The sequence below is a fragment of the Proteiniphilum sp. LBM24028 genome (genome assembly GCF_056629195.1).
In genome coordinates this window covers 1506969-1521599 of record NZ_CM152817.1, presented here as the reverse complement: position 1 = coordinate 1521599, position 14631 = coordinate 1506969, and the positions used below count along the sequence as shown (strand labels likewise).

Sequence of the window (14631 nt, the reverse complement as noted above, 5' to 3'; positions counted from 1 at the left end):
GAATATTTATAAATTATTCAAAGTTTTTTCTGATCATATGAAGTTTAATTTCGACGAGATAATTGATCGATCCCATACCGGCAGTGTAAAGCAGGATAAACTGATAACACTATATGGCGATGCGGACCTGATACCCCTCTGGGTGGCCGACACTGATTTCAAGTCGCCCCCCGCCATTATTGAAGCATTACAAAAAAGAGTGGAGCATGGTATATTCGGATATACAGTTCCTCCCGAAGACTATCTTCATTCCATTGTCAGATGGCTTAACAAACGTCACGGCTGGGAGGTGTTGAAGGAACATATCAGTTTTGTGCCGGGCGTGGTAAAGGGAATTGCCTTTGCCGTGGATGTTTTTACTGAAACCGGGGACAATATTATCATCCAGCCGCCTGTATATCACCCGTTTCGATTGGTACCCACAGCTTTGGAGCGGAATGTGGTCAATAACCCCCTGATCCTGGATAACGGACAGTACAGGATGGATTTTGACGGACTCCGTGACATCCTTTCACGCCAGACATGCAGGATGCTCATTTTATGTAATCCCCATAATCCGGGAGGAAGAGTGTGGAGTGATGCGGAGCTGCGTGAGCTGGCCGAGATCTGTTACGACCACGGAGTGATGGTAATCTCGGATGAGATTCACGCAGATATGGCATTGTCGGGTTTCAGTCATATTCCCTTTGCCTCGGTATCGGCAAAGGCCGAAGAAATAAGTCTTACACTGATGGCACCTAGCAAGTCGTTTAACATAGCCGGCATAGTCAGTTCATTTTCCGTGATACCCAATAAAAAGATCAGGGAACAGTATTTGAATTATCTTATACCACGGGAATTGTCACAGGGAACCATCTTTGCCTATACCGCCACAACTGCCGCCTACGAAGAGGGAGAAGAGTGGTTGAACCAGATGAATGATTATGTGCAGGGTAATGTGGATTTTGTGGATAATTACCTGAAGGAGCATATCCCACAGATAAAAGCCATCTTGCCGGAAGCTTCCTTTCTGGTGTGGCTCGATTGCCGTCAATTGGACCTTACCCAGCCCGAACTGGTGAACCTGTTTGTGAAGAAGGCTCACCTGGCGCTGAACGATGGGACGATATTCGGACAAGGTGGCGAAGGCTTTATGCGGCTCAACGTGGGTACAGCGCGATCGGTACTGGAGAAAGCTCTTAAAAATCTGAAAATAGCAGTCAATGGGTAAACATCGCTCCGTAAATATTGTTTCAAAAAAATAAATCAATCATAGATATAAAATAGAATAAACAAAATGAAGATATCAGACAATAAATATGTCACACTGACGTATGATTTAAATGTGGGTGAAGGCGAAGAGCGTGAATTGATGGAGCAGGCCACCGTCGAAAAGCCGCTGGCGTTTATCTTTGGTACCAACTCCATGCTGGAAGCGTTTGAAAAACAGATCGACGGCCTTTCAAAAGGTGATTCATTCTCTTTTCGCCTGACGCCGGAAGAGGCTTATGGAGATTATGACGAAAACAAGATCATCGACCTGCCGAAAAATATTTTTGAAATCGATGGCAAGATCGACGAGGAGATGCTTTTCGAGGGAAACACGTTGCCGATGATGGACTCGTCGGGAAACCGCTTGATGGGTTCTGTGGTCTCAATCGGTGAAGAGCAGGTAACCATGGATTTCAACCACCCGCTGGCGGGTGAGGTTATGCATTTTGAGGGTAAGGTGATGGAGGTACGTGAGCCTACAGCAGAAGAGATTGCCGCACTTTTTAGCGGTGGGGGCTGTGGTTGCGGTTCCGGCGGTTGCGGTTCCTGTGGTGAAGGCAACGAAGGTGATGATGCCTGTGGTTGTGGTTCTGCCGGTGGGGGGTGCGGATCGGGTTGTAATTGTTAATTGAGAAAATGAACACATTTGGTACGATATACAGGCTCACCTCTTTCGGTGAATCGCACGGTGCTGCGGTAGGAGGCGTGATCGACGGCTGCCCGCCGGGTCTGGAGATCGACATTGATTTTATTCAGGCCGAACTCGACAGGCGGCGACCGGGACAATCACGCATAACCACGCCCAGAAAAGAATCGGACAAGGTGGAACTGCTCTCCGGTATATTCGAGGGCAAAACAACCGGAGCTCCCATAGGATTTATCGTGCGAAATGAAAATCAGCAATCGTCCGACTACGACAACCTCAGAGAGGTATTTCGTCCCTCGCACGCCGACTTTACCTATCAGCAGAAATATGGCATACGCGACCACCGCGGTGGCGGCCGCTCCTCTGCCCGGGAGACCATTGCCCGCATAGTGGGCGGTGCGGTGGCCCGGCTTTGGCTCCGTCAGTATCGGATCGATATTACCGCCTATACCTCTCAGGTGGGAGGGATTGCACTGGAGAACGATTACAGGAAATATGACCTTTCACGTACCGAAGAAAATATGGTACGCTGTCCCGATCCCGATGTGGCTGATAAGATGATCGGGCTCATCAATGAGGTGCGATACCAGGGTGATACTATTGGCGGTATCATCACATGTGTCATTAAAGGAACACCCGTGGGCCTCGGAGAGCCTGTCTTTGGAAAGTTACATGCCGCTCTCGGTGCGGCCATGCTAGGCATCAATGCGGTCAAGGGCTTCGAGTACGGTATGGGATTCGATGTCACCGGGCGTGGCTCAGAGGTGAACGACTCGTTCTACGATGACCAGGGAAGAATAAGTACCCGTACAAACAATTCCGGTGGTATTCAGGCAGGTATCTCGAACGGTCAGGATATCTATTTCAGGGTGGCTTTTAAACCGGTGTCCACCATCCTCACCGAACAGCAATCTGTGGATATTCACGGCAAGGATACAACTCTTAAGGCTCGCGGCAGACATGATCCCTGTGTTTTGCCAAGGGCCGTGCCCATTGTGGAAGCAATGGCTGCAATGACCATCATGGATTACTTTTTGCTGGCCAGAACGAAACAGGCATAGTGGCGATAAATAAACCTTTTGCCTTTTACAGCATCAAAAGATAAAAGCAAAAGAATAATTTAACTAAAAGGAAGAATTATGAAAAAGGTAATCGCTATTATTTCACTGATACTATTTCCCGTTTTGATGTTTGCACAAATGGGTTACGTACAGTTTTCCAGGGACATTGGAAGTTACTCGGACCGTTATGCCGACGATGAGGTGATTGTTTTGTATGAAAATCATTATGATGTGCCGCGCAATACGCTGCTTCAGTTATTTGGGGGTTTTGGCTATAACTGGGGAAATGTAGTCCTGGGTTTGGAAATAAGTAATTTGCTTGGTGTACCGGTGAGCGACCTGCTTGGTATCTATCGCGATTATCCGCAGGATAATGGATGGGGGGTTATAGCCAAACGGTATGGTATCAAACCCGGATCGGATGAATTTCATCGGATGAAGGCGATGATGAGCAACAAAAGTCGCTACTGGAAAAATATTTATGATGACTACGGCCGTAGCCGTAATCCGGTTATTGCACGACGTAACCGCGTTCACATGAATGATCGGTTGATATATATCGGTCCTTATTCTGCCAAAGAGATGAAAGAAATCAATAGACATATTGAAAAAAGGAATAAGGAAATAGCCAAGAGAGAGCAGAAGATGATGAAAGAATGGGAGAAGGGTAATAAAAAAATTTTCAAGCAGAACGAGAAGATACGCAAAGAGCATGAGAAAAGAGCAAAAAAATGAGTAAGCAGCCACTACTTCTATTTGAACAATGAAATTGATTTCCGTTATAGTATGTGTGCTTTTGGCTGCCGGAATGATATCCGCGCAGCCAAAAGCGTATTTTACGCCCGAAGACCTGCAGATTTTTAACCAATATCTCTCCTATATAAAACCTTTTAAAAACCTCACCAAGACTGAAGTGCTGGAGAAAACGGCTATATTCTTCCTTGGAAAACCCTATGAGTCCCATACACTTGAAACAACTGCCGGAGAGACTCTCGTGGTAAACCTGCGTGCGTTTGATTGTACTACATTCGTGGAAACGGTGATTGCTCTTTCCCGTACAGCATCGTCGGTGGTTCCTTCATTTAATACTTATCTGACAGAATTGCAAAATATACGGTACCGAAACGGTGCGATAGACGGGTATGCTTCACGGCTTCACTATACCACCGACTGGGTATATGAAAACGAAAGAAACGGAAAAGTGAAAAATATTTCGGCAGCGCTGGGTGGAATAGTGGAAATGAAAACCATCGGTTTCATGTCCGCGCACCGGGAATCATACAGGCAGTTGAAGGGTGAGGATGCCACGCTGCAGGAGATTGTCGACAGGGAAAAGGTAATCAACGGAAGGGGTGGTTTTGCCTTTCTCCCGAAAACGACTATTGCCATAGCCGCACCACTGATTCCGCACATGGCAATGATTGGCTTTACAACAGATATCCGTGGATTGGATGTTTCACATACAGGTTTCACTTTCCATGATGGTGAAAAGCTTACTTTTATTCATGCTTCGAGTGCCCGACAGAGGGTGGTGATCGACCAGAAAACGCTCAGTGACTATTGTCTGGGACAGAAATCCTGCACCGGCATTTTAGTGTCGCAGATTATGTAAGCATTCCCTGGATCTATTTTATTCGAACAAATCTTTGTCCTCACCGGCTTTTTTCTCTTTTTTTGGATTTTTTCGAAACCAGATATCTGCTTTCTTAAAAACAGTGTTGACAAAAATGATCAGCACCGTGGCTGCAGCCAATTCCCAATAATAACCGAAAGCGGCCAGACAGCCCAGTGCCGCGCTGCTCCAGATTGTAGCAGCAGTGGTCAGCCCCTGTACATTGGCTCCCCTGTGCAGGATCACGCCAGCACCCAGAAAACCGATACCTGTCACAATCTGTCCCACCACGCGTGTGGGATCGCCCGGTCCGCCATCATTAACCAGTCTGAGTGAGATAAGTGCAAATATGCAGGCACCGACAGCAACCAGGGTATGTGTACGCAGGCCGGCACTCTTGTTGTTCGATTCCCGCTCCATGCCCAGTGCTCCGCCCGCAGCGGTTGCAGCCAGTAAACGTATGATAAATTCTGTCAGTTCCATGAATTTTGATTTATAAATCGTGGCCGATCACCCTCTCCACTCTCTGAACAAACGTATCCATTTTTTGTTTATCTTCTTCTTCCATGGGCGGTTTATGACCTTTCCACGACGGGATAAGCGTGAAGCGAACCTTTCCGTTGTCCATCCGTCTTTGTACCCAGACTAATGAGTAATTGCACTTTTCAATGACAACCGGCGAGGCGGCATCTTTTCTGCCAATCACAATCTCCGCCAGCATGCCTCCGTCTGTATCCAAACGCTGCTGATTTGAGATAAAGTTCCCCAGGGAATAATAAACAACATTGCGAATTTCCTCCCCCTCCCTTTCCATCACAATGGGCTGTACCACGTGCGGGTGATGTCCGATGACAATGCGAACACCCTGGCGAAGCAGAAAGTCGGCCAGTCTCCGCTGATCCGCGGATGGTGTGGTCCGATATTCCTCTCCCCAATGCATCTGGGCAATAATGATGTCGGGCTTGTATAGTTGAGTGCGACCTATATCCTGTTTGATGAGATTTGTGTCGGTCACATTTATCTGGTTGGGTTCCTGTACAATCAACCCGTTGGTATCATAAGTATAATTCAAAAAAGCAATGCGAATTCCATTTTTAATAACCATAAGCGGGTAGTGTAACGAGCGCGCACCTTCAGAACCGAAGGTGCCGGTGTGTTTGATACCAACGGAGTCCAGCAGGTCGATGGTGCGCTCCAGCCCTTTCCTGCCACGGTCGAGTGCGTGGTTGTTGGCCTGAAAAAAAATATCAAACCCCGTATCTTTGAGGCTGAAAGCAAATGCATCGGGTGAACTGAAAAGCGGATAACCGGCATAAGGAACTTCACCGAGTGTGGTTTCAAAGTTTATCCCTGCCAGATCGGCCGCGGAGATACGCTCTTTCACCCAGTGAAAGCATGAGTCATAGGAAAAGCTGCCATCCTCATTTCGAGCCCCCTGTACCTGTGGCAAATGCTGCATCGCATCGCCCGCAAAAAGTAGGGTGACTCGACTCTCCTGTGATGTTGTACGCAGAAACAGCCAAAAGAGAAAAAATATGGTTGTCGCTGGTCTCAAGTAGCATTCGTTTTATGAGTACTGATCCTTCAACTTTTCCTTTATCTCTTTTGCCGGAGGCATGTTTGCCGGTTCAGGCCGTAAAAGGGAGCGATATAAACCGGGGTTTCTAAGTAACTCCAGTGCCTTATCGAACACTGGGTCACCGGAAAGCTGGTGAATGAGCACTCCTTTTTTGTAATACCGCCGTTGTATAATTTCAGATTCAATCATTTTTCTAATCTCCTCCTTAAAGAGTTCCAGGTCACGATCCAGGTCAGGCTGAAGTTTAGACTCCAGCGCCTTGTATTCTGCCGATGCCACATCCATGTAGCCTTCAAACTCCATTATGCTCCTCAGCTGCTCCAGTGAACGCTCACTCAGCTGATCATATTTGAAATCCCTCTTCTTTACGAATTCACGGAATTTGTCGTAATCGGCATCCGGCAAACGAAATTTCTCAGGGGATGTAATTTCCCGGTTTTCCAGCATCCAGCCGGTGACAAAATCGAAGATAATATTGTCTGTCATCAGGTAAAAAGCAATGGTACCTCCGGTTTCCTGCGCTATGGTGATGTCGGGTGTGATGCCGCCGCCGTCACGTACTTCCCTTCCGTTTCTGGTTTTGAATACGCTGGTAAGAGAATCAGGCACGCGTGCCACGCTGCCGTCGGGATTGCGGTGTGAATAATCGAGCGCCTGTATGCACCTCCCGCTTGGGATGTAATACTTGGATGTAGTGATTTTTATGTTCCCGCCATAGGGAAGATCGCGGGGCGTCTGTACCAGACCCTTACCGAAGGAACGATTGCCTACGATCACCGCACGGTCCAGATCCTGGAGGCTGCCTGCCACGATCTCCGACGCGGAAGCTGAGCCGGTGTCAATCAGCACCACAATAGGGATTATTTCATCGAGGGGTTGATTTTGTGTATGGTAGGAACGATCCCATTGTTTTACTTTTCCCCTTGTGAAGACAATCTCCTCACCTTTGGGTACAAACAGGTTTACCACCTCTACAGCTTCATCGAGAATGCCGCCGCCGTTGCCCCGCAGGTCCATGATCAGTGAGGTAGCTCCCTGCTGTTTGAGTTCGGTGACAGTTTCTTTCACCCGTGCGGCGCTGTTTGCCGTGAAGCTCCCATAGTGTAAGTATCCGGTTCCCTTGTCCACCATCCCGGCATACGTGATAGGATCCATCTCGATCTTTTCACGCTCTATGGAGAGTGTCCGTTGTTTTTTTTCGCCGGGCCGTTGTATGGTCAGCTTGAGTAAGGTTCCCGGCGTGCCTTTCAACTTGTCGCTTACTTGCTTCACAGTGGCTTTTCGCATATCTTCCCCGTCTATCGACAGTATCGAATCACCCGCTTTTAATCCCGCTTTGTCGGCCGGCAACCCTTCATAGGGTTCGTTAATCACCACCCGCCCGTTATTGTAGGAAATGATGGCACCGATGCCGGCATACTCACCAGTGGTAAGAAATTGCAGATCACCCATGTTCTCCTCTGCATAATACTCCGTATAAGGATCGAGCCGGGTAAGCATGTTACCGATGGTACCCTGTACCAGATTGTTTACCTCTATACTGTCCACATAAAAGAGATCCAGTTCCCTCAGGACGGAATTGAATATGTCGATGTTCTTGTTGATGTCGTAATAGCGCTGATTCTTGTCTACGGCAGGTGTCTGAGCTACCGCTTGCATCATAGCAAACGCCAAAAATATAAAAAGGATACCTTTTCTCATAATTTGTTCCCGAATTCCTCTATGTTTCATTATAAGCAGCTGACGCAGCCTATATATCATTTTCAGGCAAAGGAACAAATTTTTTACGATATTGGATCGATCTTTTAGTTATATGTTTATAAATCCCTGTTATCTTTGTAATCGTTACAGCTTAATTGTCCGCGAATGAAATTACTGCTTCGATATACGTTCCTGCCGCTGATCACTGGATTAATTATTTTTATTGCCACATGTCTTGTCTCACCTTCGCAGGTGCCCGATATGCCCGGAGATGTTCCATGGGATAAGCTGGTTCACTTTGGTATGTTCTTCTTTCTTTCCGCTGTTTCATTGATCGACTATTACCGGATGCACCAGGGTAATCCTCCTGCCTTCCGGTGGATATTGTGGGGCTTTCTGGTACCCGTGTTCTATGGTGGAGTCATTGAGTTGTTACAAAAATACTTCTTTGCATCCCGCAGCGCGGAGTGGAGCGACTGGATCGCAGACATTCTTGGATCCCTGACAGCTGTAATCGTCATAATTATTTTCATCAGGAAACGGAGGTATGACAGAAAAAATATATCTTTGTGAAGAGCTTACCTTTAGAATAACTTAAAATCCTGAAGTGATGAAGTATGAAGATTTAAAAATTCTCGATGAATTAAGGGAAAAAGGGAGTATTTCCGAAGAGGAATATCAACGTGAAAAAGCGAAGATCCTGAATGACGAAGGGACTCAGCGGGACAGCTTTAACGGGAGACCTTTGTTTGGAATGACTGAAAACAGCTATCTGATGCTGATGCATCTCAGCCAGCTTGCCGGCATTATCATCCCTCTTGCCGGTTTTGTTGTGCCCGTGTTGATGTGGATTACCAACAAGGAGGCCAATGCGAAGGTAGATATGCATGGGAAAAATATCCTTAATTTTATGATCAGTTTTATCATCTATGCTGCCGTATTTACAATTACACTAGTGGGAATCCCTCTGGCGGTTGTGGTTGGCATCATATATGTTGTTTTTGTAATTCTGGCTTCGGTAAAGGCAAACAATGGCGAATACTGGAGATATCCTTTTACGATTCAATTCATTAAATAATGGTGCAGGAACAGTTGGTAAATTATTCAAATGTACAGTTGAACCGTGAAGAGAACATTATTCTTCGAAATGTAAACCTGACAGTTCACAGAGGCGATTTTCTTTATATTATCGGAAAAGTAGGATCGGGAAAGAGTACCCTCATGAAGAGCATGTATGCGGAGCTGCCCATTGTTGAGGGCAGCGCACGGGTGTTCGGCTATGAACTTTTCACCATCAAGCGTAAGCTGGTTCCATTCCTGCGACGAAAAATAGGCATAGTATTTCAGGATTTTCAGTTATTGATAGACAGGACAGTAGAGAAAAACCTGGAATTTGTACTCCGTGCTACAGGCTGGAAAAACAAGAGAGAGATCAGGGACCGTATTAATGAAGTGCTTGTGCAGGTAGGAATGCAGCATAAAACATATAAAATGCCCCACGAACTGTCGGGAGGTGAACAGCAGCGTGTGGTTATTGCCCGTGCATTGCTTAATTCGCCGGCACTGATACTGGCAGACGAGCCGACGGGTAATCTTGATCCCGAAACGGGAAGTCAGATTGTTTCCCTGCTGCAGGACATCTCAGGGAAAGGTACGGCAGTGATCATGTCCACCCATAACTATGCCATAGTACAGGCCTTCCCAGGAAAGATCATGCGTTGCGAAAACATGGGATTGGAAATTGTGTAGATTATTTGTACCTTTGCGCCTTCAAAAAATATCTCATAACACTTCACAATCGTGGCTGATACAAAGTACATTTTTGTTACAGGCGGTGTTGTTTCTTCTTTAGGAAAAGGAATCATCGCCTCTTCCCTGGGTAAGTTGCTGCAGGCAAGAGGATATAGGGTAACCATTCAAAAGTTCGATCCCTATATCAATGTGGACCCGGGCACCCTCAATCCTTATGAGCACGGAGAGTGTTATGTGACAGTGGACGGACACGAGGCAGACCTCGATCTGGGACATTATGAACGTTTCCTGAATATCCAGACTACCAGGGATAACAACATCACTACCGGACGCATTTATCAAAATGTAATCCAGAAAGAAAGGCGTGGAGATTACCTGGGTAAAACAGTTCAGGTGATACCTCACATCACCGATGAAATCAAACGGAATGTGAAATCTCTGGGTGTGAAGAATAAGTTCGACTTCGTGATCACCGAAATAGGCGGAACTGTCGGAGATATTGAATCTACTCCTTTTCTGGAAGCTGTTCGTCAGCTTCGCTGGGAGCTTGGAAAAAATTGCTTTTGCCTGCATCTTACCTATGTTCCCTATATTGCTGCCGCAGGTGAGGTGAAGACCAAACCGACACAACATTCTGTGAAGGAATTGCAATCTCTTGGTATACAGCCTGATATGTTGGTGCTTCGGACCGATCGAAAACTCAATAAGGATATTTTGGATAAAGTAGCTCTTTTCTGTAATGTGGAACAGGGGGCTGTCATGCAATCCATTGATGTTTCAACAATCTATGAAGTACCTGTGATGATGCAGAAGCAGGGTATGGATGAGGTGGTGCTCCGCAGGATGAACATGCCTACGAGTGGTGTAGCCGATCTGGACAAATGGAATGCGTTCCTTCAGAAACGAAAGGATGCGAAGAAAGAAGTCCGTATCAAACTTGTCGGCAAATATGCCGAGCTGCCCGATGCCTATAAATCGATCAACGAGTCACTCTCACAGGCAGCCATATATAACGACCGAAAGTTGGTGCTGGATGTTTGTCATTCCGAGAAAATTACCGAAGATAATGTGGCCGGAATACTGGGAAATGCCGATGGTATTGTGGTGGCGCCGGGATTCGGACAAAGGGGAATAGAAGGAAAGTTTATTTCGCTGAAATATGCAAGGGAGAACAATCTTCCCACCTTTGGCATTTGTCTTGGGATGCAGTGTATGGTTATTGAATATGCCCGTTCGGTGATGGGACTTAATGAGGCAAATTCCACCGAGATGGATACCAAAGCAGCAGATAATGTCATCGATCTGATGGAAGAACAAAAGCACATCACCAACATGGGAGCTACAATGCGTCTGGGTGCTTACGACTGCATACTAAAAAAGGGAACGCTGGCATATAGAGCGTACGGAAAATCAAAAGTCCAGGAACGTCACCGGCATCGCTATGAATTTAACAACAAGTACAAAGAGATGTTCGAAGCTGCCGGTATGAAGTGCTCAGGGATTAATCCCGACTCGGATCTGGTGGAAGTGGTCGAGGTGCCGGCTATGCGCTGGTATCTAGGAACACAGTTTCATCCGGAATACAACAGTACCGTTATATCGCCCAATCCCTTGTTTATGAGTTTCATGGAGGCTGCCGCCGCCACACGGGAAGAGAAAATATAATAAATGAGTTAATCATGGCAGCAAGGCTGCAACAAGATACAAAATGGATAAAAATACAATTATTGGATTGCTTCTGATCACTGCTATTATTATTGGTTTTACAATATACAACAAGCCTGACAGGGAACGGATCGAGGCGGAACGGCAACGACGTGATTCAATTGCACAGGCCGACGCTGCCCGTACAACAACAGATATACTTCCCACAACGGTTCCCGATACCAGCGGTGAAGCCGTGATGAAGCAGGGGAGCAACCTTGAGGACTTCTTCAGTGCTGGCCAGGCTCTGCAGACTCTTGTTCCCGACAGCCTCTCTTCGCCGGCCGACTCACCGCAAGGCCAGCAGGCTGCACCAAAGACGGAGGAGACGGTGATTCTGGAGAATGAAAAAGTGCGCCTGGTGTTAAACACCATGGGCGGGCGTATTCAATCTGTTCAGTTGAAAAATCAGTTCCGGTACACTGGTGATAGTTTATATCTGTTTGAAAATAAGGATGAGAGTAGATTCAATCTGGATCTGTTTAACCGGAATAGTGTCCGTTTATCTACAGAACAGGAGCTTTTTACACCTATCCGCAGTGCCGACGGAAAGTCGGTAATTATGCGACTTCAGAGTTCATCGGAACAATATATCGATTTTGTCTATACTTTGCCTGCCGACGAATATATGATGGATTTCGACATACGTGTCGTGGGAATGAGAAACGGTCTCCATCCGGAAAGCCTGACTAATTTCAGGATGAACTGGGAACAGAAAGTACGTCAGCAGGAAAAGGGTCGTCAGTTTGAGGAACGTTTTTCCCGCATACACTATAAATATGACCGGCAGAATGTAGATAAAATGAGCGAATCGCGAAACGACCGGAAAGAATTTTCCGAGCCGATGAAATGGTTTGCATTCAAAGACCAGTACTTCACCGCCATCGTCGTGGGTGAAAAACCTTTCAGTAACACGATCCTCACGTCGGATATGTTGAAAGACAGCAATTATACGAAAAGTTACAAGGCCGAAGTTTGGGTTCCCGGTGAAATAAGTGACGACAGCGATCTGATTTCTGCAGGATTTAAATATTATTTCGGTCCTGTTCATTACAATACTCTCAAGGCGTACGATAAGGATGTGAGTAACGGTGCCAGACTCGAACTCGAAGAGATTGTATATCTGGGATATCGCTGGCTGAGCTGGGTAAACAAGTGGTTGGTGATCCCCGTATTTAATTTCTTCCTCTCTCTCGGATGGGGTATGGGGCTCATAATTCTTATTCTTACATTGATGGTGAAGCTGATTATTTCTCCGCTTACCTACAAATCGTTTATTTCATCGGCCAAGATGCGGGTATTGCGACCCCAGATTCAGGAGATTGAGAAGAAATACCCCGGCAAAGAGCAGGACATGATGATGAAACGTCAGCAGGCTACCATGGAGCTTTACAACAAAGTGGGCGTCAGCCCTATGAGTGGTTGTCTGCCCATGCTTATTCAAATGCCGGTGTTGCTGGCCCTCTTTTTCTTCTTCCCGTCGGCCATCGAATTGCGGCAGCAGGGTTTCCTTTGGGCGGATGATCTTTCCACTTACGATTCGCTCATTTCATGGAGTGGAAATATCCCACTTGTCACCCGTTTTCTGGGTAACCATATCAGTATCTTCTGCCTGCTGATGACCGTTGTTAACGTGATTTACACGAAATACAACATGACCTCGATGGATACCGGACAGCAGACCCTGCCTGGTATGAAGCACATGCCAATCTTCATGTCGGTTTTCATGTTCTTCTTCCTGAACAATTATCCCGCAGGATTGAACTACTACTATTTCCTCTCCACCCTGTTCACTATTGTGCATACTTTCCTGATGAAACAATTTATCAACGAAGATAAGATTCTGGCGCAGCTGGAGGAGAACAAGAAAAAGCCTAAAAAGAAATCGGGCTTCATGGCCCGTCTGGCAGAAGCTCAGAAAATGCAGGAGAAACAGGCACGCGAACAGGCGAAGGCAAATGCAAAACGTAACTACCGGGGATGATATAGCACCTGAACCTGTCTGAAAAAGCAGTGGGAGTCTGGACAAGAGTCTCACTGCTTTTTAAATTGTGAGGCCTGTAGGGCTATGTAGAGAAAAGCCCCATATGAAAAAAAGAAAAAGGAGAAAAAGTAAATTTGAACATATTTTTTCGATATTTGTTTTAAGAACGATAGGTGATTTCTTTATTGCTTAATTAAATAGTTATGAGCGAAGAAAATAAAGTACTTGAGTACGACGAGGATGATTCTCTGAAATTTATCCAGGATCATTTGCCGGAGGATATGCAGGGTGAGTTTTCTGATGATGAAGTCAATTACATTGTGGATCTGATTTATGAGTTCTACGAAGAAAAGGGTTTTCTGGACGAAAATGATGACACTGAGATTGAAATCGATGAAGATGAACTGCTGGAGTTTGTCCATCAGAATGCCCGCAAAGATGCTGCCCGAAATGCTATCAGAAATTTTAGCGACGAACAGATCGAGGCCATCGTAGCTGGCGAACTTGCATATTGTGATACACTCAACCTGTTCGACTGAGTAGGGAAATATACCGGAAAAAAGAGGAATTATTATTTTACACAAAAAGAATAAATAACTATGAAACAATTTTCAAAATTACTTACCATTGGTTTATTAGGAGGATCATTAATACTTTCAGGCTGTGGAGCCAGTAGGACAGTGAAGGGCGGTGGAATAGGTGCCGGTGCCGGAGCAGCTGTGGGGGCCGGAGTAGGCGCTATTGCCGGCGGAGGCAAAGGTGCGGCTATCGGAGCCGGAATTGGTGCCATCCTGGGTGGTACGGCAGGTGCCATCATTGGAAATAAGATGGATAAGCAGGCTGCCGAGCTGGAACAGATTGAAGGTGCCCAGGTAGAAAAAGTAAACGAAGGGCAGGCTATTAAAGTTACTTTTGAATCGGGAATTCTGTTTGCTACCAACTCAAGTACACTTAATACAGCATCCCGTTCCTCCCTCGACAAGTTTGCCACATCTCTATTGAATAATCCCGATACCGATGTGAGTATTTATGGACATACCGACAGCACAGGTAGTGATGCCATCAATAACCCGCTGTCAAAACGCAGGGCCGAATCAGTTTATAACTATTTGTTGATGAAGGGTGTCTCCGGAAACCGCATGACCTCCGATGGCTTTGGTTCCACACAGCCCGTAGCGGATAACAGCACTGTTGCAGGCAGGGCAGAGAACCGTCGTGTCGAGGTGTACATCATGCCCAACGCCAAGATGATTCAGGATGCCAAAGAACAGGCCAGATAAGAAATATTCTTTAACTGACAGAATCGCGTTGCTTACGGTGACGCGATTTTTTTAATATACC

Annotated in this window: 15 protein-coding genes; 12 read left to right on the top strand and 3 right to left on the bottom strand. The window is 46.3% G+C overall.

What is annotated here, in order from left to right:
- Positions 1 to 37: 37 nt before the first annotated feature.
- The 5 genes from AC1HCU_RS06070 to AC1HCU_RS06050 all read left to right on the top strand — a co-directional run bounded on the left by AC1HCU_RS06070 (position 38) and on the right by AC1HCU_RS06050 (position 4570).
- Positions 38 to 1210: a MalY/PatB family protein gene (locus AC1HCU_RS06070; RefSeq protein WP_480370309.1), complete on the top strand. Its 1173-nt coding sequence runs from the start codon at positions 38 to 40 to the stop codon at positions 1208 to 1210.
- 66 nt (positions 1211 to 1276) lie between these two features.
- Entirely contained in the window at positions 1277 to 1879 is a 603-nt protein-coding gene (locus tag AC1HCU_RS06065; protein ID WP_480370307.1) for an FKBP-type peptidyl-prolyl cis-trans isomerase, read from the top strand.
- An 8-nt stretch (positions 1880 to 1887) separates the two neighbouring features.
- Positions 1888 to 2958 (top strand): chorismate synthase, encoded by a 1071-nt coding sequence (aroC, locus tag AC1HCU_RS06060; RefSeq protein WP_480370304.1) that lies wholly within the window; start codon positions 1888 to 1890, stop codon positions 2956 to 2958.
- A gap of 78 nt (positions 2959 to 3036) precedes the next feature.
- A complete protein-coding gene (locus AC1HCU_RS06055; protein ID WP_480370301.1) occupies positions 3037 to 3693 on the top strand; it encodes a hypothetical protein in 657 nt (218 codons plus the stop codon).
- Between the two features lie 28 nt (positions 3694 to 3721).
- On the top strand, positions 3722 to 4570 hold the full coding sequence (locus AC1HCU_RS06050; protein ID WP_480370299.1) for an N-acetylmuramoyl-L-alanine amidase-like domain-containing protein: 849 nt from the start codon (positions 3722 to 3724) through the stop codon (positions 4568 to 4570).
- 18 nt (positions 4571 to 4588) lie between these two features.
- On the opposite strand, the gene AC1HCU_RS06045 is transcribed toward AC1HCU_RS06050, so the two are convergent.
- The 3 genes from AC1HCU_RS06045 to AC1HCU_RS06035 are packed head-to-tail and all read right to left on the bottom strand — an operon-like array spanning position 4589 to position 7850.
- Entirely contained in the window at positions 4589 to 5053 is a 465-nt protein-coding gene (locus AC1HCU_RS06045; RefSeq protein WP_480370296.1) for an MgtC/SapB family protein, read from the bottom strand.
- 10 nt (positions 5054 to 5063) lie between these two features.
- Positions 5064 to 6125 (bottom strand): CapA family protein, encoded by a 1062-nt coding sequence (locus AC1HCU_RS06040; RefSeq protein WP_480370294.1) that lies wholly within the window; start codon positions 6123 to 6125, stop codon positions 5064 to 5066.
- 12 nt (positions 6126 to 6137) lie between these two features.
- The gene (locus AC1HCU_RS06035) at positions 6138 to 7850 is read right to left on the bottom strand and encodes a S41 family peptidase (protein ID WP_480370291.1); all 1713 of its coding nucleotides are present in this window, start codon (positions 7848 to 7850) and stop codon (positions 6138 to 6140) included.
- Between the two features lie 165 nt (positions 7851 to 8015).
- Between AC1HCU_RS06035 and AC1HCU_RS06030 the strand changes: the two genes are divergently transcribed.
- The 7 genes from AC1HCU_RS06030 (at position 8016) to AC1HCU_RS06000 (ending at position 14570) form a co-directional block, all read left to right on the top strand.
- The gene (locus AC1HCU_RS06030; RefSeq protein WP_480370288.1) at positions 8016 to 8423 is read left to right on the top strand and encodes a VanZ family protein; all 408 of its coding nucleotides are present in this window, start codon (positions 8016 to 8018) and stop codon (positions 8421 to 8423) included.
- A gap of 37 nt (positions 8424 to 8460) precedes the next feature.
- Positions 8461 to 8928: a magnetosome magnetite crystal formation protein family gene (locus tag AC1HCU_RS06025; protein ID WP_480370285.1), complete on the top strand. Its 468-nt coding sequence runs from the start codon at positions 8461 to 8463 to the stop codon at positions 8926 to 8928.
- Positions 8928 to 9599, top strand: a complete 672-nt coding sequence (locus tag AC1HCU_RS06020; protein ID WP_480370282.1) for a cell division ATP-binding protein FtsE — start codon at positions 8928 to 8930, stop codon at positions 9597 to 9599. Before AC1HCU_RS06025 ends, AC1HCU_RS06020 begins: the two co-directional genes overlap by 1 nt.
- 51 nt (positions 9600 to 9650) lie before the next feature.
- The gene (locus tag AC1HCU_RS06015; RefSeq protein WP_480370280.1) at positions 9651 to 11267 is read left to right on the top strand and encodes a CTP synthase; all 1617 of its coding nucleotides are present in this window, start codon (positions 9651 to 9653) and stop codon (positions 11265 to 11267) included.
- Positions 11268 to 11310: 43 nt separating this feature from the next.
- A complete protein-coding gene (gene yidC, locus AC1HCU_RS06010) occupies positions 11311 to 13290 on the top strand; it encodes a membrane protein insertase YidC (protein WP_480370277.1) in 1980 nt (659 codons plus the stop codon).
- Between the two features lie 203 nt (positions 13291 to 13493).
- Positions 13494 to 13829, top strand: coding sequence for a hypothetical protein (locus tag AC1HCU_RS06005; RefSeq protein ID WP_480370275.1), 336 nt, complete (start codon positions 13494 to 13496; stop codon positions 13827 to 13829).
- A gap of 60 nt (positions 13830 to 13889) precedes the next feature.
- The gene (locus tag AC1HCU_RS06000; protein WP_480370272.1) at positions 13890 to 14570 is read left to right on the top strand and encodes a YiaD family glycine zipper/OmpA-like lipoprotein; all 681 of its coding nucleotides are present in this window, start codon (positions 13890 to 13892) and stop codon (positions 14568 to 14570) included.
- Positions 14571 to 14631: the final 61 nt, after the last annotated feature.